This window comes from Sorangium sp. So ce394, from assembly GCF_051474665.1.
In the GTDB taxonomy this organism is placed as follows: Bacteria; Myxococcota_A; Polyangia; order Polyangiales; family Polyangiaceae; genus Sorangium; species Sorangium cellulosum_D.
In genome coordinates this window covers 7,639,080-7,663,550 of the sequence record NZ_CP150339.1, presented here as the reverse complement: position 1 = coordinate 7,663,550, position 24,471 = coordinate 7,639,080, and the positions used below count along the sequence as shown (strand labels likewise).

At 70.4% G+C, this 24,471-nt stretch carries 16 protein-coding genes and 2 pseudogenes; 5 read left to right on the top strand and 13 right to left on the bottom strand.

Annotation, left to right across the window (positions count from 1 at the left end):
* Positions 1 to 20: 20 nt before the first annotated feature.
* Genes WMF33_RS27885 through WMF33_RS27875 form a run of 3 tightly spaced genes read right to left on the bottom strand, consistent with a single transcriptional unit; the run spans position 21 to position 3,032 of the window.
* A complete protein-coding gene (locus WMF33_RS27885; protein WP_437331473.1) occupies positions 21 to 1,103 on the bottom strand; it encodes an ABC transporter permease in 1,083 nt (360 codons plus the stop codon).
* Entirely contained in the window at positions 1,100 to 2,659 is a 1,560-nt protein-coding gene (locus WMF33_RS27880; RefSeq protein WP_437331472.1) for a sugar ABC transporter ATP-binding protein, read from the bottom strand. Before WMF33_RS27880 ends, WMF33_RS27885 begins: the two co-directional genes overlap by 4 nt.
* 55 nt (positions 2,660 to 2,714) lie before the next feature.
* The gene (locus WMF33_RS27875; RefSeq protein ID WP_437331471.1) at positions 2,715 to 3,032 is read right to left on the bottom strand and encodes a hypothetical protein; all 318 of its coding nucleotides are present in this window, start codon (positions 3,030 to 3,032) and stop codon (positions 2,715 to 2,717) included.
* Between the two features lie 480 nt (positions 3,033 to 3,512).
* Between WMF33_RS27875 and WMF33_RS27870 the strand changes: the two genes are divergently transcribed.
* Positions 3,513 to 4,037 carry a hypothetical protein gene (locus tag WMF33_RS27870; protein WP_437331470.1) on the top strand — a complete coding sequence of 175 codons (525 nt, stop codon included), beginning with the start codon at positions 3,513 to 3,515 and terminating at the stop codon, positions 4,035 to 4,037.
* Positions 4,038 to 4,151: 114 nt separating this feature from the next.
* Here the strand turns inward: WMF33_RS27870 and WMF33_RS27865 are convergent, their stop codons facing one another.
* On the bottom strand, positions 4,152 to 4,811 hold the full coding sequence (locus WMF33_RS27865) for a hypothetical protein (protein ID WP_437331469.1): 660 nt from the start codon (positions 4,809 to 4,811) through the stop codon (positions 4,152 to 4,154).
* Between the two features lie 435 nt (positions 4,812 to 5,246).
* On the opposite strand from WMF33_RS27865, the gene WMF33_RS27860 reads away from it, so the two are divergent.
* Both WMF33_RS27860 and WMF33_RS27855 read left to right on the top strand, forming a co-directional pair.
* Complete coding sequence (locus tag WMF33_RS27860) at positions 5,247 to 7,121, top strand: hypothetical protein (RefSeq protein WP_437331468.1); 1,875 nt, start codon at positions 5,247 to 5,249, stop codon at positions 7,119 to 7,121.
* Positions 7,122 to 7,259: 138 nt separating this feature from the next.
* A complete protein-coding gene (locus WMF33_RS27855; RefSeq protein WP_437331467.1) occupies positions 7,260 to 7,982 on the top strand; it encodes an MBL fold metallo-hydrolase in 723 nt (240 codons plus the stop codon).
* A gap of 30 nt (positions 7,983 to 8,012) precedes the next feature.
* Here the strand turns inward: WMF33_RS27855 and WMF33_RS27850 are convergent, their stop codons facing one another.
* Genes WMF33_RS27850 through WMF33_RS27840 form a run of 3 tightly spaced genes read right to left on the bottom strand, consistent with a single transcriptional unit; the run spans position 8,013 to position 12,828 of the window.
* Positions 8,013 to 9,644, bottom strand: coding sequence for a hypothetical protein (locus WMF33_RS27850; protein ID WP_437331466.1), 1,632 nt, complete (start codon positions 9,642 to 9,644; stop codon positions 8,013 to 8,015).
* A 17-nt stretch (positions 9,645 to 9,661) separates the two neighbouring features.
* The gene (locus WMF33_RS27845; RefSeq protein WP_437331465.1) at positions 9,662 to 12,523 is read right to left on the bottom strand and encodes an RHS repeat-associated core domain-containing protein; all 2,862 of its coding nucleotides are present in this window, start codon (positions 12,521 to 12,523) and stop codon (positions 9,662 to 9,664) included.
* The gene (locus WMF33_RS27840) at positions 12,424 to 12,828 is read right to left on the bottom strand and encodes a DUF6531 domain-containing protein (RefSeq protein ID WP_437339523.1); all 405 of its coding nucleotides are present in this window, start codon (positions 12,826 to 12,828) and stop codon (positions 12,424 to 12,426) included. The genes WMF33_RS27845 and WMF33_RS27840 overlap by 100 nt, the downstream gene beginning before the upstream one ends.
* Positions 12,829 to 13,098: 270 nt before the next feature.
* Between WMF33_RS27840 and WMF33_RS27835 the strand changes: the two are divergent.
* Both WMF33_RS27835 and WMF33_RS27830 read left to right on the top strand, forming a co-directional pair.
* A pseudogene (locus tag WMF33_RS27835) lies at positions 13,099 to 13,581 on the top strand (MBL fold metallo-hydrolase); the annotation flags it as partial.
* Between the two features lie 383 nt (positions 13,582 to 13,964).
* Positions 13,965 to 14,168, top strand: a complete 204-nt coding sequence (locus tag WMF33_RS27830; RefSeq protein WP_437331464.1) for a hypothetical protein — start codon at positions 13,965 to 13,967, stop codon at positions 14,166 to 14,168.
* Between the two features lie 315 nt (positions 14,169 to 14,483).
* Here WMF33_RS27830 and WMF33_RS27825 read toward each other — a convergent pair whose 3' ends face one another.
* The 6 genes and pseudogenes from WMF33_RS27825 to WMF33_RS27800 form a co-directional block, all read right to left on the bottom strand.
* On the bottom strand, positions 14,484 to 14,663 hold the full coding sequence (locus tag WMF33_RS27825; RefSeq protein ID WP_437331463.1) for a hypothetical protein: 180 nt from the start codon (positions 14,661 to 14,663) through the stop codon (positions 14,484 to 14,486).
* A gap of 27 nt (positions 14,664 to 14,690) precedes the next feature.
* Positions 14,691 to 15,467 (bottom strand): phosphoenolpyruvate--protein phosphotransferase, encoded by a 777-nt coding sequence (locus WMF33_RS27820; protein WP_437331462.1) that lies wholly within the window; start codon positions 15,465 to 15,467, stop codon positions 14,691 to 14,693.
* Between the two features lie 472 nt (positions 15,468 to 15,939).
* A pseudogene (locus tag WMF33_RS27815) lies at positions 15,940 to 16,131 on the bottom strand (energy transducer TonB); the annotation flags it as partial.
* A gap of 42 nt (positions 16,132 to 16,173) precedes the next feature.
* The gene (locus WMF33_RS27810; RefSeq protein ID WP_437331461.1) at positions 16,174 to 17,151 is read right to left on the bottom strand and encodes a TonB family protein; all 978 of its coding nucleotides are present in this window, start codon (positions 17,149 to 17,151) and stop codon (positions 16,174 to 16,176) included.
* Positions 17,152 to 17,391: 240 nt separating this feature from the next.
* A complete protein-coding gene (locus WMF33_RS27805; protein WP_437331460.1) occupies positions 17,392 to 17,667 on the bottom strand; it encodes a DUF7716 domain-containing protein in 276 nt (91 codons plus the stop codon).
* 1 nt (position 17,668) lies between these two features.
* Complete coding sequence (locus WMF33_RS27800; protein WP_437331459.1) at positions 17,669 to 24,391, bottom strand: RHS repeat-associated core domain-containing protein; 6,723 nt, start codon at positions 24,389 to 24,391, stop codon at positions 17,669 to 17,671.
* Positions 24,392 to 24,471 lie beyond the last annotated feature (80 nt).

Genomic DNA, 24,471 nt, shown 5'->3' with positions numbered 1-24,471 from the left:
CGCCGCGCGGCGAGGCGCGGCTATCCGGCGCCCGCGGTGGGGGGCGCCTCGAACGGGCGCGGCGGCGCGGCGCTCTCGTCAGCGTCGCGCGCCGCGCGCCGCGCGCGCCGCTGCTCCTGGACGAGGTGCACCGCCTGGTCGAAGACGACCGCGACCAGGATGACGGCGCCGATGATGATGAACGTCCAGTTCGGGTCGAGGCGCCAGATGCGCCGGACGCCGTCGTCGCTGTAGCGGATCTGGAACATGTTGATGCCGTTGTCGATGACCCGCATGATGGCCGAGCCGATGAGGATCCCGAGCGCGCTGCCCTCGCCGCCGCGCAGGGAGCAGCCGCCGAGCACCACCGCGGCGATCGCGTAGAGCTCGTAGCCCATGCCGACCTGCTGGGACATCTGGCCGATGTAGGACGCGTAGCAGACGCCGGCGATGCCGCCCGTCGCCGACGAGATCACGTAGGTGAGGACCTCGACCCGGCTCACGTCGATGCCGGAGTACTCGGCGGCCTCGCGGTTGCCGCCGATCGCGACCATGTAGCGGCCGAGCACGGTGAAGTGCAGGACGTAGGCGCCGGCCGCGAGGACGGCGAGGAAGATGACGAGCGGGTAGGGGATCAGCGCGTCGCCGCCGACGCGCAGGAGCCCGCCGTTCGCGAGGCGGAGGAACGGCGAGTCGCCGAAGCTCAGCGTGCCGCCCTCGGCCACGGACTGCGACACGCCGCGGACGAGCAGCATGCCGCCGAGCGTGACGACGAACGGCTGCAGCTTGAGCCGCGTGACGAGGAGCCCCTGCGCGAGCCCCACCAGCACGGCGGCGGAGAGCGCGACCGGCACGCCGACCCAGAGCGGGTAGCCCAGGCACCCCATCCCGGACGACGAGAGCTTGGCGAGCAGGACGCCCGTGAGGCCGATGACCGAGCCGATCGACAGGTCGATGCCGCCGGTGATGATGACGAGCCCCATGCCCATGGCGAAGATGCCGAGCATCGAGATCTGCCGGGTGGTGTTGACGACGTTGGACTGCCCGAGGAAATCGGGGTTCGAGATCCAGAGCCCCGCGCACATCAGGACGAGCACGAGGCCCATGCCCAGCTCACGCTTCATTCGGTCTCCTCGCCTCCCGCGGCGCCCGCGCTCCCCGTCATCAGCGCGGCGATGCGCTCCTGGGTCAGCCCCTCGCGCGGGAGCACGCCCGTGATCCGCCGCTCGTGCATGACGACGACGCGATCGCTCATGCCGAGGATCTCCTCCATGTCGGAGCTGACCATCAAGAGGGTCATCCCCTCGTCGACCAGCGCGGCCATGTGCCGGTAGATCTCGGCCTTGGTGCCCACGTCGATGCCGCGCGTCGGCTCGTCCAGGATGAGCACGCGCGGGCGCATCGACAGCCATTTTCCGAGGACGACCTTCTGCTGGTTGCCGCCGGAGAGGTTCACCGCCCGCTGATCGAGCCCCTTCGCCTTGATGCGGAGCCGGCCCACCTCGTCCCGCGCGGCGCGGCGCTCGGCGTCGCGGCGGAGCCACCCGAAGCGGCTGAAGCGGGCGAGGCTCGGCAGCGACGTGTTCTCGACGAGGGTCATCGGGAGCACGAGCCCGCGCCGCTTGCGGTCCTCGGGCGCGAGGCACACGCCGCGGTCGATGGCGTCGCGCGTGGAGCGCGGCAGGTAGGGCGCTCCCGCGAGCGTCATCGCGCCGCCGAGCGCCCGGGTCGCCCCGAAGATCGCCTGCATCAGCTCGGTGCGCCCCGAGCCGACCAGCCCCGCGAACCCGAGGATCTCCCCGCGGAGCGCGGTGAAGCTCACGCCCGCGGGGGCGCCGGGCACGAGCAGCTCGCGCACCTCGAGCGCGGGCTCGCGCGGCGGGCGCTCGCGCTTCTCCGGGAAGTAGCGGCCGCTGAGCTCCCGCCCGACCATCATCGCGACGATCCTGTCGTGCGTCGCCTCGGCCCGCGGGACGTCGCCGACGTGCCTGCCGTCGCGCAGCACGGCGATGCGGTCGGCGAGGCGCAGCACGTCGTCCATGCGGTGGGAGATGTAGAGGATGCCGATCCCCTCGGCGCGGAGCTTCTCGACGATCGCGAAGAGCTCCCGCGACTCGGCCGCGGCGAGCGATGACGTCGGCTCGTCCATGAGGATGATGCGCGCGTTCACCGAGAGCGCCTTGGCGATCTCGACCATCTGCATCTGCCCCGCGGTGAGCGCCGAGACGGGCGTCGTCGGCGGCAGCGAGAGGCCGACGCGCCTCATCAGCGCCGCCGCCCCCGCGCAGAGCGCGTCGCGCCGGAGCGGGGCCAAGAGGCCGCTCGACCCCTCGTTGCCGAGGAAGATGTTCGCGGCGATGTCGAGGTTCGGCGCGAGCATCAGCTCCTGATGGATCAGCGCTACGCCGAGGCGCCTCCCGTCGCGCACCCCGCGCAGCGCGACGGGCGCGCCGTCGATGGCGATCTGCCCCTCGTCGGGGGCGAACGCCCCGCCGAGGATCTTCATGAGCGTGCTCTTGCCCGCGCCGTTCTCCCCGACGACCGCGAGCACCTCGCCGGCGCGCAGGGTGAGGGAGACGCCGGCGAGCGCGGTGACGCCCGGGAAGCGCTTGACGATCCCGCGCATCGCGAGCAGCGGGGGAGGGTCGGGGAGGGGGAGCGGAGCGGGGGCGAACGTCATGTGCGGGAGGGGGCTCGAGGGCGGCGGGGCCGCCGCTCGCGCCGCCGGGGTCGCGCTACCTCGTGACCGCGTCCTGGATGCCCTTGAGGCGCTGGGCCGCGTTGTCGACGGTGCTGTTCTGCGGCATCTTGACGTCGACTTGAATCTTGGCCTCCTGCTCGTACTTCTTGACGCCGGCGATCGCGATCTTCCAGAACTCGCTGGATCCGATCGTCACGAACGCGAGCTTGACGACATTGGCCGTGTCCGGGCTGCTCTTGCCGTCGCCGCTGACCGCGCCTCCGCCCCCCTGATCGCAGCCTGCGATCCACGCCATGGACAGCGCGGCGAGCGCCGCACACGCGAGCTTCCAGAGGTTCTGTTGAGGTTTCACGTCAGCTTTCCTCGGTTCGTCCGCGACAAGCACGCGTCGAGACGATGCAGCCGATCCGCGACATCGGTGATGCCCGGGAGCGATGCTAGCGACTCACCACGACGATGTCGCGCCTCGTGTGGACGACCCAGGCAGAAACTTCGGGCTCGCGTTCGGGCCTCGCGCGCGGTGCAGGGACGAGCCGTGCACGAGCCCGCCTGCCTTGCAGAACAAGCGATGATACACAGCCCTCGCTGTGCGGCGCATTACGGTACTTTCAGGCTGCACGTCACCTGCCTGTGCGGTCGCCGCTGACGATGTGTTCGCGCGGCGGCGACGTGGTGCGCGCGAGGCGCACCGGGGGCCCTGTCGGGGTGGCGCGGACACACCTGGAGGAATGGTGAGGGGGACGTCGAGGGCACACGGGGGCCGCGCGGGAACGGGCGCCGCCGCGGAAGTCATGGTTGGATTCGCCCGGGAGAGCCTCTAGAATCACGGGCCGTGTCATCACCCAAGCAGGCGCAGAGCGCTTCTTTGTTCCTCTGCGTGACGTTCTTTCCGAACGAGCGGCTGGCCACGGCGGTCTTGCGGCTGGTGTCCAGCTTCTGCGGCCAGGTGCTGGACGACGCGAATGTGAGCTCGCGGTTCTACATGGCCGCGCACGAGCTCGCGGAGAACATCACGAAGTACTCCACCGGGCCTCGCGTCACCCTCGAGCTCGCGCTGGAGGAGGACGAGCGCTCGCACGTCATGAAGATCCGCGCGCGGAACGAGGCGTCTCCCGAGAGCCTGCGCGAGGTCGAGCGGCGGCTCGTGGCGCTGAAGACCGCGAGCGACCCGGTGAAGCATTACGACGATCTCATCACGGAGACGGCGATGATCGACGGGATCTCGGGCCTCGGCCTCGCGCGCGTCCGGGCCGAGGGCGGGCTCGACATGGACTACACGATCGAGGGGAACGAGCTGACGATCATCGCGCACGCGCCGATCGAGCGATGGGGGGCGAGCGGGCAGGCCGGAGGTTGAGCCCGTCGCGCGCGGGCCGCTCCGTGCCCGACGCGCGGCGGCTCCGGGCCGCGCTCGCCAGCGGCGGATCGGCGAGCCACCGGGCAGGCGAGCCGACGCGCGCCGCGTGCTCGATCAGTGACAGGCTCTCTTGAGCCCGGCGTACATGACGTCTTGCTGGCAGAGGAGGTTGCAGCTGCCGACCGGGCCTGGATCCCCGCACTTGACCTCCTCCACCAGGTACACGTTGGATTCGTCCCGGCAGGGCCCGGGGCTCTCGCAGCGGATCGCGGGGATCTGCGGCTCCTCCCGGCCGCTGCAGTCATAATCGAAGCCGCCTCCGGGGCGGATGGGGGTGTCATAGAACGTGTTGGGCTGGTCGGGGTGGACCTGCGCGTGCTTGTCGTTGCAGTCGGTGCCGCCCTCGCACGCGATCGACGGATAGCCGTCGCCGTCCGCGTCGCAGTCGACCATCCCGCCGCCGCTCCCGCCGGAGCCCGACGTCGCCTCGCCGCGCCCGCCGGAGCCCGAGGCCGCCTCTCCCCCACCGCCGCCGCCGGAGGCCGCCGCGCCCCCGCCGCCCGCCGCGCCCCCGCCGCCGCCCGCCGCGCCCCCGCCGCCGCCCGCCGCGTCCGACGACGGGGCGGCGCCCGCGCCGCCGGAGCTCGAGCCCGCCGGCTCGGTGAAGACGACATCGGGAAAGCTGCACCCCGCGCTCAGCGCGGCAGTCGCGGCGGGCAGGGCGACGAGCGCGAGAGCTCGATGAAGCGAGGTCATCCCTGCATTGGAGGGCATGGCTCCCTCCCGCGTCAACGGTCCGCCGAGGTGCGCCGCGCGGCCGTCCGATCACTGCACTTGGGTATCGTGTGGAAGTGTCGTAGGCGCGCTGCTCGGGACGAGCCTCGCCACCGGCCGCGGCGCCTCTCGTCGCTCGCCCCGGACCGGTCCGGGCCGCGTCGACCTGAGGCGCGCAAATCTTGCGAGCTCAACAATTTCTCGAAGGGCGGAAAGCCGTGGCGCCATCCACGCTCTGTCGGCTGATGAGGCCGACGCATCGAGCCTTCGTCTCGATGGTTTTCAGGAGGTTTCATGGTTCCCGGCCCATCTTGCTCCAGCCCGACGTTGCGCTCTCGAAGCGAGTCTCCCGCCGCCACGACGCGGCGGTGGGCGCGCCGCGCCGCGCTCTTTGCGCTCGCGCTCCCCACGGTCTCCTGCGCGGCGGGTGATCCGATGGAGGGCGAGCCGGACGGCGTCGCCGAGGCCGTCGGCGCCGACGCTCAGGCGCTCACCTTCCCGATCGAGCCCCGCAAGTCCCTCGTCGTCACGGACACCGACATCGTGTCTGCGTTCACGTTGAAGGACGTGCTGCAGCAGCTCGTCGACCAGGCCGACGTCCCGGGCCTCACGCCGCTGCAGGTGTTTCGTCAGATGTTCGACACGTACCGGAAGGCCGGCGAGGGGCTCGCCCTCGGCCCGCACTGCGACGATGTCGTGCTCTCCAACCCTCCTCCGCCGACGGAGGGCATCTTCACCGAGAGCTTCGACGGGTCCATCAACGGCTTCCCGGTGATCTGCAGCCGGGCCGTCGGCCAAGAGGCGGACACCGACCCGTTCGCGGGGCTGCCGGAAGAGTCGCTCTACATGGCCACGACGCTCGTGAACCGCTTCGATCTCGCGGACCCGCTGGGGTCCGATTGCGGCGAGCACCGCATCGTGTTCGCGCGGCGGGGAGGGCACATCCAGCTGAACGGCGGAATGCGCAGCTTCATCATCTTCGAGTCCAGGCTGCCCAACCCGACCCCCAGCCTCGGCCGCGAGGGCTGCCGCCCCGTCGTCGAGTTCTGGCACGGCCTGTCGGATCCGGCGAAGAGCGTCGAGGACCGGACGGCCGCGCTGCTGGACTTCTATTTCGACGGCCTCCCCGGGTTCTCGCCCGTCATCCACATCGACCGGTTCAGCGCAGGCGGCGGGCAGATCCGCGTCAACGACTTCCTGCGACCTCCCCCCTTCGCGCAGGATGACTGGGCGCTCCGGGAGTTCAAGCTCTCGCGCGACTGCGCCGGCAGCGCTTGCCAGCTGCTCGTGGTGCCGCAGCACGTCGACGACAACCCGTCCGCGCTGCTCTTCGACCCCGCCTCGACCGATCCTCGCGCGGCGAGCTTCCAGTCGTGGTTCGTCGACAACGCGGTGGCGGCGCTCGCCTCGTCGGGCGACATCAACCGGTTCGACTATCCGACGCTCGTGCCGGCCTCCTTCGGCGCCGGGGAGGCCCTCCTGATCACCGAGCAGAACAACTACCGGAACGCCGTCGGCAGCGGACCCTCGGCGTTCAGGACCGCCATCCAGCAGAAGCTCACCGCCGTGGGCAGCCCGCTCTCGCCCGACCAGCTCCTCGCGCGCGCCCAGTCCATCTCCTGCTCCGGGTGCCACCTGGTCAAGAGCCAGGGCAGCGGCGCGAACAACGACGTCGGCCTCTCCTCGCCGATCCCCGACAACACCTTTATTTTCACCCACACCTCCGAGCAGACGGAGGAGATCCCCGGCGAGCCCGGCAGGACGCGCTTCGAGATCTCGAACCTGCTCGCCGAGGAGTTCATCCCGTTCCGCCAGCAGGTCATGAGCGACTTCCTCTTCGGCAATCCGGTCCTCGGGTTCGAGCGGTCCGGCCTGTGGACGTCGTCGCAGGCGCCGCTCTCGTTCGCCACGGGCTGGGTGACCGAGGGGATCCGGTCGCTCCGGGTCGGGACGCCGAACGCGTGGAGCCAGATCAAGAGCGCGCCGTTCAGCACGGCGGGGACGGCGCCGGTGGGCGACAAGCTGCGCCTCGACTTCTTCACGTCGGCCATCCAGCCCAATCCGTCGTGGGTCGGAACCCTTGTCGCGCTGATCTCGATCCCGTCCAAGGGCATCCACAACCAGTTCGTCGGGTCGGCCGGCCTCACCCCCCTCCCCAGGAACGCGTTCTCGCCCCTCACGTTCACGCTCGCCGCGCCCACCGTGGCCGCGCTGAACGCGTCGCCGAGCGACGTGTCGATCACGCTCGAGCTCTCCGTGAACCCCGGCTCGGGGCCCTACTACCTGGACAACCTCCGCTTCACGAACTGACCGCGGCCGTCGCGGCGCGCCGCCTCCAGCAGCGGCGCGGCGCGGGCGTGGCGCTTCTCGCGAGCGGCTCGCCCTGGTAGGGTGGCCGCTCACGAGGGAGCGCGCGGAACGGCGCCTCTCGCGCGAGAGGAGGAGCGGATGGCGGACTCACCGAGCGAGGCTCGGGTCACCGAGGTGGCCGATGGCATTTACCAGCTCCACACGCCGGTGGGGGAGGGCAGAGCTGCGTTCTCGTTCAACCAGTATCTCCTGGTCGACGACGCGCCGCTGCTCTTCCACACGGGCCCGCGCCGCCTCTTCCCGGCGGTGCGCGCGGCGATCGCGCGGGTGATGCCGGTCGAGCGGCTGCGCTACGTGGCGTTCTCCCACTGCGAGTCGGACGAGTGCGGCGCCATGAACGAGCTGCTCGACGCCGCCCCGCAGGCGGAGCCGGTGTGCGGTCGGATCGCCGCGATGGTCGACGGGGACATGTTCGACCGCGCGCCGCGGGCGCTCAAGGACGGCGAGGTCCTCGAGCTCGGCCGGCGCCGGGTGCGCTGGCTCGACGCGCCCCACCTGCCGCACGGCTGGGAGTGCGGCTACCTGTTCGAGGAGTCCACCGCCACGCTGCTCTGCGGCGATCTCTTCACGCAGCCGGGCGCCGACCACCCGGCGCTCACGCGCGACGACATCCTCGAGCCGAGCGAGGCCATGCGCCGGGCGATGGATTACTACGCGCACGGCCCCGACGCGCCCCGGCTCCTCGAGAAGCTCGCGGCCACGTCGCCCCGCGTGCTCGCCTGCATGCACGGCCGGGCGTACGAGGGGGACGGGGCCGCGCTGCTGCGCGCGCTCTCGCGGTCGCTCGACACGGCGATCTGAGCGGCGCGCCGAGGCGCTGACGCCGAGGCGTCACTCCTCGATCGGGAGATCGCCCACGGGGTCGAGCCTTGCGCGCCACAGCACGTTCAGCGGGCTGTACGAGCCTGCGGCGCCGAGCACGGCCTCCGGGGCCAGCGCCCTCGCCGCGCGCGCCGCGAGGAGCAGCGCGTCGGGTGTACCTGCCCAGAGGAGCGCGCGCGTGGGCGCTCGCTCGATCCGCGGATAGGCGCACCGCTCCACGGCCAGCAGCGGTCGCGCTGGATCGTCGAGCCCAGACACAACGAAGAACTCGGACACCTCATCGCTCGCCTCGGCCACGCGCGTGGCCCCGAGCTGATCGCTCAGCGCGACGGCGATGTCGGCGTCCACGACCACCGGGCTCTCGCAGCGCATCGCGAGCTCGTCGTACACCGCGAGCTTCTCGAGGAGCAAGGCAGGCGCGCATGCCCACGGCCTTTCGTCCCCGGTTTCCTGATGCACCGAGTACATGTGGCCTCGACGGTCCACGAAGAGGGGGTTGTACCGGTCGAGCCAGCCGCACAAGAAGCCCTCGATCTCCGTGTCCGCGAGGCGCTGCACGGGATGCTCCAGCGCGAGAGCGGCGGGCAGGTCGCCTCGACGGAGCCGGCTGGCCTCGAGCAGCACCCGCGGCGCGACGAACAAGCCCTCGACGCCGCCCCACGGTCCAGCGCCCACGACGCCGCCGAGAGCGGCCTCGACGCCTGCGGCGACCGCACGCCAGTCGGCGAGGCCACGCGCGTCGAGCTCAGCCTCGAGCTCGGCTGGCTGTGCGAGGCGCTTGACGCGCGAGACCCGCCGGCGAGCCAGATAGGCCTGCACGCGGGGGCTCCCGAGCTGGCGATCGACCGAGGTCGACCAGCCGACCTCTCCCCGGCTCGCGACCCTCACGTCCACGACCTCTCCGAACGCGAGCCTCGCTTCGACGACAGCATCTCCTCGCAGCTCGAGCCGGAGCAGCGCCTCACCGTCCCACGCGTCGCGAGGACGCTGCCGCGCGAAGGCGTCCCGCGGGTCCAGCGCGAGGGCGCGCGGCGCCGTCCCAGGGGGCTCGTCGCACGGCGGGGCGGCGACGTCTTCGCGCAGCGTGAGCGGGAGCTGCCGTTGCTCAGCCGCGTCGAGCAGCCGCGTCACGGCTTCGGTGCACAAGCAGTCGATGTCGGTATGGCGGAGCACCTCATCGACGATGGCCAGCGCTCCTTCGTGATATCCATGCCATTCCGCCGAAGCGTCGCACCCGAGCAGCGCGGCGAGCTCGGCTCCGACCGCGGCGTGGACGCGGAACCGATAAGCGGCGCGGGCCGCGCGATCTCGCCGCACGAGGCGCTCCAGCGCCGAGCCCAAGGAAGGCGCGAAGCGTACTGTCTTCGCGGCGTGGGTCGCGTCGACGCCGTGATTCGTCGGCCGGAGGCGGACTCCGCCGGCCGCCGCCGCGACGCACGGGTCAGGGGTCTCCTCGAAGCCTGAGATGCTGCATGAGCCGAGCCGGTAGCCGGCGAGCACGGGGAGCTCGGCCCCCCCCATCACCTCGAGGAGCGCCCGCACGAACCCCGTCGAATCGCGGTTCGCCTCACCCTCGGGATCGGCCACGGGGCGTCGCTGCGCCTCTCGCTGGAGATAGGATGCGATGGTGGGATCGATCATGGCGCAGCCCTGTGCTCCTAGGATTGCCTCGGCGGTGCGTTCGGGCTCTGGTCCTGCCGCTGCCATCGGCCCTGGTCGTCGTGTCCAAAGACCCCCGCGTCCGGGACCGACGCACTGGGATCGGCGCCTGCCCACCTCCGTCTGCGGGCAGCCTGGTCCTGTGCGCTCGGCCCGCTGCCCCGCGGCGCCTGCTGCGCCGCCTGGACGGCTGCTCGATACCGAGCCTGGTTGGCCTGCGCGCCCGCCGGGCCAGCCGCCGCGAGAGGCGAGTTCGCGTCCATGCCCTCGTAGGCGCCCACCGTGCCATCGCGGCGCGCTCCGGGTATCATGTTCGCCGGGGTGCCGTGGTTTCGAGGCGTCTCGGGCAATCCTCGGCCGTTCTGCACCTGCGCGCGCGGTGGACCCATGCCCGCCAGGGCGTGTAGCCGGGAGATCGTCTGAGAGCAGTTCGGGCAGGGGGAGCGCCTCTCATCGGACTGTGTCGCCCCATAGGAGCTCATTTCCCGGAGAGCGCTGCGGAGGTTGCGGGAACCTTCCGGCGTCGCTGGATCGCAGGCCTGACCAGTCCGGTTCTCGTATTCCCAAAGGTGCTCGCTGTACGCCCATGGATCTGCGCATTGATCCACTTCGAGCGGCTCCTCGCGCGCCCGGATCGGCAGGGCGGCCGCGACGGCCGGGTGCATCGGGCGACGCGGTCGTGCGGGACCATCATTCACGGAGACCGAGCCGTTGGCGCCAGAGGTGGTAACAATGGATCCTCCCTGGCTTGATGTCGCTCGCGAGCGCATCCTCGCCAGGCCATCGGGATCGTACGCCCAGGGCACCTCATTGTCAGCGTACGCGTAGGGCTGCAAGCTCGCTTCGAGGCCGAGCGGCTCGGGAGACAGGAACAATCCCGTCGACGGATCGTAGATACGGAAGCCGTTGTCAGCCAGTCCTAGCTCTGGATCGTAGATCTGTCCGGGCAGCCGCAGCTCCGTTTCGGCTCCGGCGGTAGGGGACAGCGCGCCGAGCTGGTTCGAGCGGAATCGCCCGAGAAGCTGGCCGGCAGCGGAGGCGACCCCGAGCGGAACGAGCCCGAACGCGTCGGGGATGAAGTACTCCCAGCTCCCCTCTTTCTCGAGCGACGATACGCGTTGAGCGATGGGCTCGTTTGCATCCGCCACGTAGAGATACTCGCGGATGATGGTGCCCTGCTCCGACTCCTCGAGCGACCCGAGCAGGCGCCGCTCGTCCCAGATATAGCGCGTGCGCGCGACGAGCGCGCCGTCGCGAAAGGCACGTTTGTCAACGCGCCGGGCGAAGGCATCGTGCGTCAGCTCGACGCGAAGGTCGCCGCTGCTGGCGCGCTGCAGCAGGCCAGCGGCGCTCCACGCGTAGGTCCATGTCGCCGCAGAATCGGACCCGCCCGTGGTGCGGCGGGTCAGGCGCCCACAATGATCGTACGTGTAAACGGCGTCGCCGTCCCGAACCAGCCGTCCACCCGGAGCGTACTCGCGCCGGGGATCCGGGCGGCCGAGATCATAGCGCTCTCCTGCGACGCCGAAGCCATAGCTCTCGACCGTGCCTTGTTGATCGCGGATTCGAGCGAGGCGACCTCGTGTGTCATAATCATACTCGGCGGTGCCGAGCTCGGCGTCGAACCGCGCGACGAGCGAGCCCCCGAGCGACCACTGGAAGCTCTGACGCAGCGCGTGGCCGCTCCCGAGATCGCCGTCGACCAGGGGCGGCTCTGCGGGTGAGCGCGCGGCGCGCGGGACGCCGCGCACCGAGAGCGCTTGCACGGTCCCCGCTCCGTCGTAGGTCCACTCGATGGCCCCGCCGTTCGGCAGCACCCTCGCAGCCTCGCGCCCGGCAGCATCGAACACGAAATCCACGGCGGGCGCTCGGTCGACGAGGACCTTCGACACGAAGCCGCGCTGGTCGCGGGCCACCTCGATGCGCCGGGCCGCCGAGCCCGGCAGCCCCTCCACGGCGGTGCCGGTACGGCGCCCGCGGGAGTCGTACTCGGCCTTGACCTTGAAGGTACGTCCGTCGAACCGGGTCGCCTGCTCGATGAGATTCCCTCGAACGTCGTAACGAAACTCAGAGACCACGTCGCCAGCGGTGGCCCGGACGATGCGACCCGGTTCGTCGTATTCGTAGGCCTCGTTCTCGTCGCTCGAGTGATGTCGCTCGATCAGCCGTCCGAGCGCGTCGTAGACGAAGTCCGTCCTGTCGTTCCATCCGCGATCGATCCGGACAGTCCGCCCCATTGGATCGTGGCGGTACGCGATGGCTCTGCCGTCGAACGTGTGCTCCGCCACGATCCGGCCTTCGCCCTGTCGCACGATCCGGTGCTCGTGTCCAGCCTCGTTGATCACGAGCACGAGATCTTGTTCCCGGTCGTATGCATATCGAACCGTCGCGCCGTCGGGGCGGACGACGCGGATCACCTGATGATAACCACCATAGACGAGCTCCGTGGCCCTGCCGTCCGCGTCGACGATGCGGGTGAGGTTGCCGTCCGCATCGTAGTCGTATCGAACGACGCCGCCCCCCGGGTGCCGTACGGAGCGGAGCCGGCCGCACTCGTCATGGAAGTAGCGCACCTCCGAGCCCGTTGTATCGACGTAGCCGAGCGGGCGCCCGAGATCATCATAGTAGATCCGGCGTGCGGTGCCGTCCGGCTCGTGGACCTCCGTGCGGTTTCCGTGCTGATCGTAGCGCATGTAGGTGAGGGCGCCGTCTGGTAGAGAGGCTTCGACGGGGAGACCTCGAGCGTCGCGTAGAACGGCGCTCACGATGCCCGCATCGTCGCTGACGACGGTGAGATTTCCGGCGTCGTCGCGCTCGTAGGCGATCGTCCTCCCGTCGGAGTACGTCGTCTCGGCGAGCAAGCCGCCGTCGTCGTGTATGAGCGACTGATGACAAGCGGAAGCGGACCCCCAAGCGCCAAGTCGACGACTGGGAGTGTGTAGACGCGACCCGTGATGGGGTCGACGGGATCGCCGGCGTGGGTTCCTCCGCCCCCTCCGTGCGCGGGATTCGGGCAGCCGCCGCCGCTTCCGGGTCCGCAAGCGCCCGCATTCTTGCCCCCGCCGTTCGCGCCGTTCCCTCCGTTCGATCCCTGGCCCCCGCCGCTGTTCCTCCCGGCGCCGCCGCCTTTCCCATTCCCCCCGCCGCTGCCGCCGCCGCCGCCCATCACGAAAACGCCGGGGTTCATCCCAGGGATCGCGGGTATGTTCGGTACGGGGGCGGTACGTGCCATGCGGTGATCATAGCAAGGTGGCAACGATCAACGGACCGCGTTCCGTTCTGCTCGACGCGGGGTCTTGGATGCGCGTCCGGCTTCGCTTGGCACCTGAAGACGGGAGCTCGGTCGGCCCTTGCGGACCCTGGCGACGCGAAACCGCTCGGTGGATTCCGCTCTGAACAAACCCGGGGCGCATCGGATGCGCTGGCCCGCGCACCCGATGAGTGCGGCGCCATGAACGAGCTGCTCGACGCCGCCCCGCAGGCGGAGCCGGTGTGCGGGCGGATCGCCGCGATGGTCGACGGGGACATGTTCGACCGCGCGCCGCGGGCGCTCAAGGACGGCGAGGTCCTCGAGCTCGGCCGGCGCCGGGTGCGCTGGCTCGACGCGCCCCACCTGCCGCACGGCTGGGAGTGCGGCTACCTGTTCGAGGAGTCCACCGCCACGCTGCTCTGCGGCGATCTCTTCACGCAGCCCGGCGCCGACCACCCGGCGCTCACGCGCGACGACATCCTCGAGCCGAGCGAGGCCATGCGCCGGGCGATGGATTACTACGCGCACGGCCCCGACACGCCCCGGCTCCTCGAGAAGCTCGCGGCCACGTCGCCCCGCGTGCTCGCCTGCATGCACGGGCGGGCGTACGAGGGGGACGGGGCCGCGCTGCTGCGCGCGCTCTCGCGGTCGCTCGACGCGGCGACCTGAGCGGCGCTCGGAGGCGCGCGCCAGGGCGCCCGCGCTCTCGGCACACCAACCCGGAGGGACACTGCAGCGCGGGATCTTCAGCAAAGCACTGCACGCACGCGCCTTCGTGGCATCGCCCCGCGCCGGAGGAAGGACAGGTGACATCCTCGAGCGTGAGATGCCGCGGCTCGTCGACCTCGCAGATGTCGAGGGTGCACTGGTTGCCGTCATCGTAGACGTCATAGGCCGGCACGCGGACCACGCGCCCTTCGGCCGTGCACTCCTCTTCCTTGCAGTCGCCGCGGAGCTGCGACGCGATCGGCCCTCGCCATATCTCCACCTCGCACGCGCCGTCCACGCACCGCCCCACGCCGCAGCGCGGATCGGGCGGGCCGGCGCACTGAGTGTCGCTCTCGCAGCCCCCGGGCGGCACGGGCACCCCGGAGCACTCCGCCGTGTTCTCCGCGCATTCGTCGCAGCGGCGGCACGCGAGGAAGCAGTCCGGCTCCTCCTCGCCGCGCGCGCAGCAGATGACCTTCCCCGGCTCGCCGCACTCGCAGTGTCCGTCGAGGCAGACGGTCCCCGGCACGTTCTGGTCGTCCGACTGACAATGGTCCGTGGTCGCGCAGGTTCCACCCTGATAGGCGCCCTCACCACAGGCAAAGAACGATGCTGAGCTGATGAGAAAGATGGAAGCTACGGCGCAATGCGCGATGGGCCTACCCATGCGTCAGTCCTCCGGCACGAGGCTGCGGCGCTGACACCCAGGCGGCCCCAATCCGCCGGGGTGTCGTCTGCCAGGTCGTCTCAGGCGCGCAGTATGCCGCGCTCGACCCGGGCGCGTCACGCAAGTTTTCGTCAGAACGCCGCGCGGGCGCGGAGGCTCTCGGTCCGATCGGCGCACCGCCGAACGAGAGATCCGATCAGAAGGCGCTGGTCAGCGTGAGTCCCCTCGCGGTCACCGAGATCTCGGCCGGGCCGCGCGGATAAACGATGTAGCCGAGCGTGGCGGCCAGCGCGGCGCCGCCCGTGATGAGGCCGGCGATGCCCACGCCCCGGTAGGCGCGCGCGTCGTCGTAGGCCGAGGCCGACTCCTGGCACATCGGCCGGGTCAGCCGGAAGCAACGCGTTCAGATCGGCTCGGGGTCGGGCTCTACCTGCGCCTTTCTCTTGGCGTTGGCCGTGCGAGCGCGCTGCTCGGCGCGGCGCATTTCATCGGCCGCGTCCTCGTACGGCGAGAGCAGCCGGTCGCGGAGGAGCGCGTGCGTCTCGTCCCTGTCGTCGTCGTACTCGGCGTGCACGTGGACCATGAGCGTGCCGTAGGCCTCGTGCCACGCCTCCACGGCCTTGATCGCCGGATCCGCGCTCTTCGCCTCGGTGACGCCGAGCTTCTGGCCGTACAGGTCGGTCCAGCGCCGCAGGCGGCCCGCCTCGGCCGAGAGCCCGAGCCGCTCCACCGCCGCCTTCACGTCCTTGCGCTCGAGCGCCTTGATCATCGCGCTCATGCGCACCCATTGCTGGGAGTAGACGAGCCGGACGAAATCGATGCCCGACGACAGCACCTCGGAGCGCACGAGCAGGGCGTCGCTGCGGCGCGCCGCCTCGTTGTCCGAGAGCGGCAGGATGCCGTCGTGATCGAACGCGCGCTCGACGCTATCGAGCTGACTGTTGAATGCGCCGATGCACCGGTCGGCGCCGCGGTCGATCTCCGTCATCGTGGCGTCGGTGCTCCCGAGCGCCTCGATGGCCCCGGTGGCCGCGATGACGGAGTGGACCACCGCGTCGACCTTGGCAGACAGCTTGATCTTCTTCGACTTCAACGCCTCCCGGTGAGCGGCGAGCTTGGTTCCTGCAATGATACACCCGCTCGGCGTGAGCCGGCGGGCGAGAAATGCGGAGTTGGCCATGAGGCCGAAGTAACGCGGCCTGTGTGCATCGACAAGCGCTCAGCAGGTATCCGGCGGGGCGCTGCGCGTCGAGATGAGGCGAAGCGAGGCGCGGCGGGTCCCCCCCACGCGGCGCTGCAGGTTTTGGCGCGTCCCCCCACGCGGCGCTGCAAGTTTTGGCGCGTCCCCCCACGCGGCGCTGCAAGTTTTGGCGCGTCCCCCCACGCGGCGCTGCAAGTTCTGGCGCGTCCCCCCACGCGGGCGTGGGCAGGGTTGCTCGTACAGCTGGACTGGATGAATCCTGCACGCGCGGGGCTGAGGCCCTGCGGCGATGCCAGCCAGGGTTGGCCTGCCCGTGGCGCGCGGGGCTCCGCTGGGCCGCTCGCCATGGCGCCGCACGACGCGGCTGGGCGCCGGCTCTCCGTGCGAGAGGCGGGGGATTCGTCTCTGGTCAGGGCCGCTATCTGATGAAACTCACGGTGATTGGCGGCGTCTAGCCACCGAACGGCGCTCCGGATCTGCCTTTCGCCGGCACGTAACGTCTCGTGACGGCGAACTGGGCTGCGGCGGCCCCGAAGCCGTACCCAGAGTCTTGCAGGACCGCCACCCAGCGGGCGGATCCGTCGGGCTCCACGTACACCTTGATGACAGCGGTGCCTCTGTCGATGGCGTTCTTGTCTGCCTCCTCGGGATAAGGACACGCCCACGCCGAGCTACCCGATAGAGGCTAACGCGCTGCTTCCAGTTGCACAGCACCCGGTATGGAGGCCGTCGTGGCCTCGCCTCTGACGAAGTGGACGGTGATCGGCGGCGTCGTGGCCACGATCGGTGCTCCAGATCGGTCCTTTCCGGGAGTGTAATCCTTCCTCATGGCGCACGCGGCTGCGGCCTGCCCAAAGCCGTTCCCGGGATCGTGCAGGACCGTTACCGAGCTGGCGGAGCCGTCAATTCCCACGGAAGCCTGGAGGACAACGCTCGCCGTGTCGATGCCGTTTTTGTCTGCCTCGTCGGGGAACGGACAGGCCCACCTGAAACGAGTCGATGGAGGCGGGCGGGCAGCTCCTTGTTGCGCGGCACCTGCCATGGGAGCGGAGCGGTCTTGGCCGGTCAGGTGGTCGGGGACGGGCTGCTGGCCGGCGGCGGCCGCCGCAGGTGCGCTGGCGAGCATGAACGGCCGTGCGTTGATGGGGGCGCACGCCTGGTGCGGATCGGTGTGAAACATCCAGTGGAGATAGACCTTGCCGCCCGGGGACACGAGCAGCTGCGGCGGCGCCTCGAAGGGGGCCGCGCGTCGCACGGCCTCGAGCGCGACCATGTCGAAGGCGACGGAGCCGCTGGATCTGGCGACGCCCAGCCGGGCCAGGCGGCCATCCCCCTGGTTCACGGCGATCTCGAGCAGCACGGCCATGTCCGCCTCGCCGCGGAGCTGCGGGTACGCCTCGCGCGCAGCCGCCAGCTCCTCCTCGTATACGGGATGGATGCGCTCGTGCATGGAGTTGATGTAGAGGGCGAAGGGGACGTGGCGGATCTTGCCGAGCGCGGCGAGGTTCCCGGCCCGGACCTCGGGGACGTACGCGTCGGAGAGCGCCTGTGCGGATCGCCATTTTTTAATGTTCTGCCGGTGACGGATGGCGGTGGGCGTCGCCGACGGTGGAACTTCGGAGCCGCAGGCTGTGAGCAGCAGGAACGCCGCCAGCTCGAGCATGTGGCAGTGTGCTCTAGGGGCTGTGTCTTCGCTCATCTTGGACTCGCGGCGTCGAGCATTCGGTCAAGCCATTCTGCGAATGTCGAAGGGGCCCGCTTAGGCTCCTGATTCTCTCCTTGTTCAGGATCGCAAAGTGCGATAGGCGGCTCGTGCATGGTTGTGTTTGGGCAGACGGTCGTCCCAGCGGGGTCTCGACCACGGTTACGTTGTCCAGTGCGTTGGCGGTATCGACGGAAGGGTTTATGCGTCGTATGTCGCGTAATGGATGATTCGCTCGCACTTTTCGTTGAGCGAAGCGTCTGGGCGGCTGCGGAACTCTTCGAGTATCTGATTGATGGTATCGACCTCTAGGAAGTACTCATAGCCGAGAGCTCTTACCTCCTCGGGAACGCGATAGTCCTCGGTAAGCCGAGACGCGCTTGCTTCTGAGTCGGGGTGCCATTCCGGCTTTACGAAGATTACGTCCTCCCGATTCAGCTGATCGATTTTGGCAATCAAGTCCAGTAGCTTCGCCATGTTAGAACTCCTTTCCCCACAGAAAGAACCCGCCTCGGCCCTCGGGATGCATTAGCTCGTAGAAGCCGCTTCCCGCCGTGTGCTGCGCACGTGGGACCAGCTGTACCACACCAGGCCTCTCGGGCACATGGTGCCATGTCCAACCGGACGGAGAGAGTCCCTGGGCGGCACCGGAAGCAGACGTGGGCACTTCGATGCTCAAGCCTCGCATGGCCTGGGTCAGTTCCGAGCTCGCCCGCATGTCGGAGAGGAGCGCTTGGTTTGCTGCCCTGAAGTGTGCCGGTCGAGTGCCAGCGCCGAGCTTGGGGAGGGTTGTCTCGTATGCGACCGAGTACGCCCTTACTCCCACGGGCGCGGCTCCCGCCGCAACCGCCGACCCCTCGGCCGCCGCTCCGAGTCCCTTGCCCATCCCGAAGACGGTGGCCGCCGCGAGGATCATCGCCTTGGTCCCCGCCGCGCCCGCCTCCCGATAGTCGCCTCCGTCGATCGCGAGGGCCGTATCCGCGGCGCCCAGCCCGATATGGTAGAGCGGGTTCACGGCGTTGAGCGCGCCGAAGAACCCATCCTGAGCGTAGCCCGCCCAGATCGCCCCGCCGAGCTCATAGCCGCCGTACATCCCAAACGTCAGCGCGTGCAGCGTCAGCGACCGTGCGATGCCGAGACCGAGGTCGCGCGTGCCCTCCGCGGCGCCCAGCAAGGCCTGGCTGACGAGGGTGCCCGGGCCGGCGGCGCCTGCGTGCTCCGGCGAGGCGGTCACCAAGTACGACGCGAAGCCCGACGAGGTTCCGGTCGTGCCCACATCGACAGGCGCCGACATCGCTCCGACGCCTGCGCCCGCGGTATCGGCGTCGGCGTCGGCGTCTACCCACACCACCCAATCCGGAGGCGCGACGACCTCTACGTCGATCGGTGGCAGGCCGAGCGCTTCTGAATCGAGCACCCCGGCCAGCGGCTGCGCCGCGGGAGCGTGAGCTTCCGGCGATACCCCCTGAAACCCGCTCGGATCCACGTGGTCGAGCGGGCTGTTGCGCACGTAGCTGTACGGGTTCCAGCTCTGACCCGAGAGCGGCGCTTGCACGATCGGGTCGGTCGTCAAGAACCGCCCGAGCCTCGGATCGTAGATGCGGCCCTTCATGTTGACGAGCCCGAGCTCGTCGTCACCCTCGTGCCCGGTGAAGCCCCGGGTCGTCTCGCTGGCGAACGACGCCGGCGTGGGCTTTCCCCACACGGGGTTTCTGCGCTGGCCGAACGGATCGTAGCTCCGCCGCTCGATCACGTCGCCGTCCTCGTCGGTGAGCGCATCGACCGAGCCGAGGTGATCGACGTGCACATACCGGGTGCCCGGCTCTTGCCCGCCGCGGGTCACGATCGCCACCACCCGCTCCGGCGAGCGCACGTAATACCGGTGCTCGGCCCTCCCGGTCGCCGCGTCGGTGACCCGCTCGACCAGGTCGCCGAAGTAGATCGTCTCCTCATCCGGCGTGGTCTTGCGGATCCGCTGCTGGTCGCCGTCGTAGCCGAACGAGACGGTCCTCGCGCCCTGCGTGATCGCCCTCGGCAGGTCGAACGGCGTGTAGCTCACCCGCACCCCGCCCGGGCGTGCGATCTGGTTGCCGACGGCGTCATAGCCGAAGCTGTCCGCGCCCGCGCCGGTGACGGCGTGCGGGTGCAGCGGGTCGTCGTACGAGAGCGTGCCGGCGTCCGGCGCGAAGGTGAGGTTTCCGTTCGGATCGTGGTCGTAGCGGAGCGCGCACGGCGCCGTGTCGCTCTCGACGTCGCTGAAGTACGCGCACGTCAGCCGCTCGAGCGCGTCGTACCGAAACCGCTCGTTCCGGTGCTGCGGCTGCAGCGCGTCGGTGCGCCGCGTGAGGCTGAGCCGGTCGTCATAGCCGTAGCCGAGGTCCTGCACCGCCGTCGCGCCGCTGCGGGTGACGACGCCCTTCAGCCGCTGCTTGTCCGCGTAGTAGCTCCGCTCGGTGACGGCGCCGTTGCCGAACGCCTCCTCGCGGTAGCGGCCGGCGCTGTCCACGTCGGTCAGCCGCCAGTAGGCAGAGCGCGTCGCGCTGTCGCGCACGGCGAGCACGTGGCCGTGCGCGTCGTGGTCGTGGGCCACCACGAACGGCGCCGCGCCGGCCGGGGTGGGGTAGGTGAGCGTCTCGACGCGGCCGAGCTCGTCGTAGTCGAGCCTGCTCTCCAGTGCCGCGCGCTCTCCGTCGATGCGGAGCGCCACCGTCTCGAGCTTGCCATGCTCGGTGTAGCCGTACGTCTTCTTCCCGTCGGGGCTCTCCAGCACGTGGAGCTTGCCGATGCCGTGCTCCGCGGTGTCCCAGGTCCAGGTGGTCGTGAGCCGCTCGGCGCCGTCCTCGTCCACGCGCGAGGTGGTGCGCCCCAGGCCATCGTAGCTGAACGTCGCCTCCCGCCCGCGCGCGTCGGTCGACAAGACCAGCTCGCCGAAGCCGTCGTTGGTGAAGACGGTCGTGCCCCGATCGGGATGGTCGAGCTGCCGCACGCGCCCGAGCGCGTCGCGCGCCGTCCGCGAGATTGCCCCGCCCGGATCGGTGACCGTGTACAGCGCCCCAAACGGGCCATGCTTGTACCGCGTGACCCCCATCGCCGCGTCGGTGACCGTCACCGGTCGTCCCAGCGGATCATGCTCGACCACGGTCACGTGACCGAGCGCATCGGTGACCTCGGCCCGCAGGCCGTCGTACTCGGTCTCCACGACTGCGCCCCACGGCGTGGTGTGCCGCACCTCGCGGCCTACCGTGTCGTGCTCGTAGACGTCGTAGAGGAGGTCGTCTTGCGGCGTGCCTTCGGTGACCGGCACCGAGCGCCGCGCGACGCGCTCGCCGCGTGCGTCGTACGCGATCTCTTGCATCAAGCGCCGCGGCTCGCCCGTGGAACCTTCCACGGAAGGTCCGTACCAGAACCACCGGATCGGGCGGCCGAGGCTGTCGACTTCGACCGTATCGTCGGCGCCGCCGGCCGTCGTGGTCCGCTGCACCACCCGCCAGGCGTCCCGGTCCGGGCCGCCGTCCTTGGTGCGCGACAGCGCGATCGCCGTCTGCGTGCCGTCGGGCCGTATCTCGAGTCCCAGGCGACCGAAGCCGTCGTGCCTCCACTCGGTCACGAGCCCGTTCGGATCCACCCGCTCGACGAGCACGCCGAGACCCTCATCGAACGTCACGCGCGTGGTGTGGTCGGCCGCGTTGACGTGCGTCTCGGGGAAGATCCCCTCGGCGTCGTACGTCGTGCTCCACGCCCGGTGATGGCCGAACGCATCGTCCGCCGTCACCCCGGTGACGTTGCCGAAGGCGTCCCGCGCGATCGCGACATTGAGCTTCGTGTCCGGGATGCCTTCGTCGCTGTCGATCGACTCGGTCTCGATCTCGCCGTAGATCGTGGTCGTGCGCGCGAGCAGGCGGCACTGCGAGAGGCCCGCGGCCGCGCTGCATTCCTTCTCGGCCTGGAGCTGGCCGAGCACCCACCGATCGGTGTCGTTTTTGAAGGTGCGCGTCGTCTCCAGCGTCAGGTCGACGCCGCGGGTCGAGACCTCCTCGGCGCGTACGTTGCCGAACGCGTCGAAGTCCGTCACCTTCGCCGCCGTATCGCGCAGGATCGCCGCCTCGCGCTCTCCGCCCGACGCGACCTGCTCGACGTACGCCTCCACCGGTGGCGCCTCACCGCTCTCGGGCGGATACACGCCCTGCGCTCGCCGGAGCCGGCGCTCGGTCGGGAGCGTGAAATAGCTCGCGCCGTCGTTCGTGGGCACCATCTCCCGCGTCACATCGAGGAACGAGAGCTCGATCTGCTCCGGCCTGGGCTGGTCTGGCAACCCCGGAGCCCAGCGCCACTCTCGCGCCACCTGCCCCGCGAACGGAAAGACCTCGAGATCCTCGTCGAACGTGACGTTGTCGTACCGCTCGGCCGTCGCGGCGCCGGTGTCGACCTCGACGACAACGCGCTCCCCGAACCCGAGAAAGCCCCGCCCGAGCCGGTGGTAGCGCCCGTCACGATAGCGCACGTCGAAGCGCCGCGGCCGGTCCGCGCCGTTGTTGAGCGCGTAGCCGCGGACGACCCGCCGCGGCCCCACCGCGCAGCGGCGCGGATAGTCGCAAGCGTTCGCCGCGTCGTCCCGCGACACGTAGAGCATGCTCTCCCGCTCCGGAGCTCCCTCGGCGATGTCGTTCGTGATCGAGGCGTCGGTGAGGTGGCCATACGCGATGCTCACGTTTGGCACGAAGCCCGCTTCGCTCGGTTCGTGCGCGTTCATCCCGTCCGAGACCGCGACGAGGAGATCCCGATCGGCCGCGAGGTTCTGGAAGACGTTGAACACGCCCCCGAGCGGCAAAACCACGTCCTGCGCCCCGTCGCCGTCGAGGTCCCCGATGCGCGGCCCGCGCGGATCGGCCAGCGTGACCGCCTCGCCGACCGCCGCCTCGAACGGGAGCCCCGGGTCGACGAGCGCGAACGTCGGCCCGTCGCGCGCGCCGGTGGCCTGGAGGATCGCCCAGGAGGGCAGCGCGAGCGATGAGCCCGGCAGCATGCCCGGCGGCACCGGCATGAGCAGATCCTGCAGGCCATCGCCGTCGTAGTCCAGCGGCGCCGCCAGCCGGAAGAACGCGTCCTGCGCGCCGAGGCTCTCGAGGACGCCCGCCGGGCTGAGGCTCTCGACCGCCGGCGCGTCGAAGGTCGGCCCCGTGTTGAGGGTCGTGCGGAGCCCGCCGTGGCTGAAGCCCGATTGCACCGCGTCGGGCAAGCCGTCGCCGTTCACGTCGAGGAACACGGTGCGGCCGCCGCGAGGCGGCTGAGGCAGCTCGGTATCGAACACCTCCCAGCTTCCATGGTGACGCCGGGTGAGCGCCCCGTACGTCGGCGCGGGGAGCATCGTGCCATCGCTGAACGTCAGCACGGTCGCCACGACCAGATCGACCTTGCCGTCGGCGTCGAGGTCGAGCGTCTGGATCTCCATGTCGCACGGAAACCCGTTGAGCGGCTCCAGCGACTCCCCGGTGACGTCGAACCCCGCAGGCGTGCCGTTCCGCTCGGGCTTCCAGCGGTGGACGGTCCACGTCGCCTCGAGCGGGTTCTGGGTCAGCGTGCGGCTGTGGTCGTCGCACTGGATCAGGTCGGGCACGCCGTCGCCGTCCACATCGGCGAGGTGAGCGGCGCCCTCGGGCATGCGCAATCCGGGCGGCGCGGGACGGACGCCGAGCGGAAAGGGCCTCCGGATGCCCGTGTCGTGGATCGCGAAGGTCAGGTCCGGCTGGGCCAGCAGCACAAGCCAGGTATTGCCGGTGTCATGGACGTCGTGAAGAAAGACGTCCGTCCGGCCATCCTGGTTGAAATCCAGGGCCGTCCCGAGCTCCGGCTGAAGGAGCTCGGGATCCGAGGACCCGTGTGGATCGGCGATCACGGCCCAGTCCTCGAGGAGCGCCAGGGTCGCGGGCGCGAAGGAGGCCGCCGAGCCGCTCGACCCGCGATTGCGCGCGGCGAGCCAGCCGGTGATGGGGTTCTCTGGCGTGCTGAGCCCCGCGACCACGTCCGGGACCACGAGGTCGTCGAGCCCATCGCCGTCGATGTCGAACAGCATCGGGCTCGCCTTCCGGGAGGTCGGCGCGGCGACGTCCGTCGCGATCCTCCGGAACCCGGCCTCGCCGCGGCTGTACTGAAACCGCGTCGGCGGCTTGCACACCCCGTCGCCCGCGCACTCCTCGACCTGCGTCAGGAGCGTTCGTTTCGTCGCCTCGCTGACCTCGTACGTGAGCCCGTAGCGCCGGACCAGCGCGTCGTCCGCGCCGAGCATCTGGATCTCGTCGAGCCGCAATGAGCGCTGGAGCGCCATGCCGCCTGCGTAGCGCGTGCGCACCTCGCCCGGCGCCTTCGCCTCGTACACGAACCGCACCGCCCGCGACGGCGCGAGCGCCGGCTCGCCCTCGAAGCTCGTGTAGCGGATCTCGTCGATCGCGTACTCCGCGGTGAAGCCCTCCTCGGCGTCCGCAGAGCAGTACTCATACGTCATGGCGTTGCCGCGGCCGTCGCGCGCCTTAGTCGCGAGCCACGCGCGCGCGGCGCCACCGAGCGCGAGCGGCTTGCCGCTGTCGCTCTTGCCGTACTCGATGACGAGCCCGGACGGCATCATCGCCTCGAAGAAGAGCGCCTCCGCCGGCGCATCGTAGTGCCCGACCACCTTGACCATCGTGTCGGGGAACGTCCGGTACTCGATCGTCCCTGCTGCTCGTGCCACCGGGACAAGCCGCTTGTCGTCGAGGCAGAGCGCATCCTCGGCGTCGTAGCGGACGCCCCGGATCTCCCCGTCCTGCGCCAGGTTCTTCGGACATCGCGTGATCGCGGACAACCCGGCAATGGAGAACCCCGCCCCGAGGACGCCCTCGCCGGCGCTGCTGTCGTACTGGAGCGCGAGCCGCGGCTCCAGGCCCGCCCGCCCCGGGACAGCGGTCAAAGGCATCACGTACACGGCCTCTCCGCTGCTCGTGACCGAGAACGTCCCGGCCATCGCGCCGGCAGAGACGGTCTTCACCCCTGGCGCGCGGCCGGCCCTCGGCGGAGCGCTCGTGTCGCGCGTCCTGCAGGCGATGGTGCCGTGATGACGGACCGGCGGGAGCTCGGGGCTGCACGAGCACCCCGCCTGCGCGAGCACGCAGCTCACGAACATGAAGAGCGGGATCAACGCTCGCAAAGCACGTTGCGGAACCGGCGCCATCGCGAACCTCCGTGGCCCGGAGGGGGGCATGGGCAGCAGTTCGCGTCAAGCGCCCGCCGGAGCGCTGAAGGAGCTTCCCG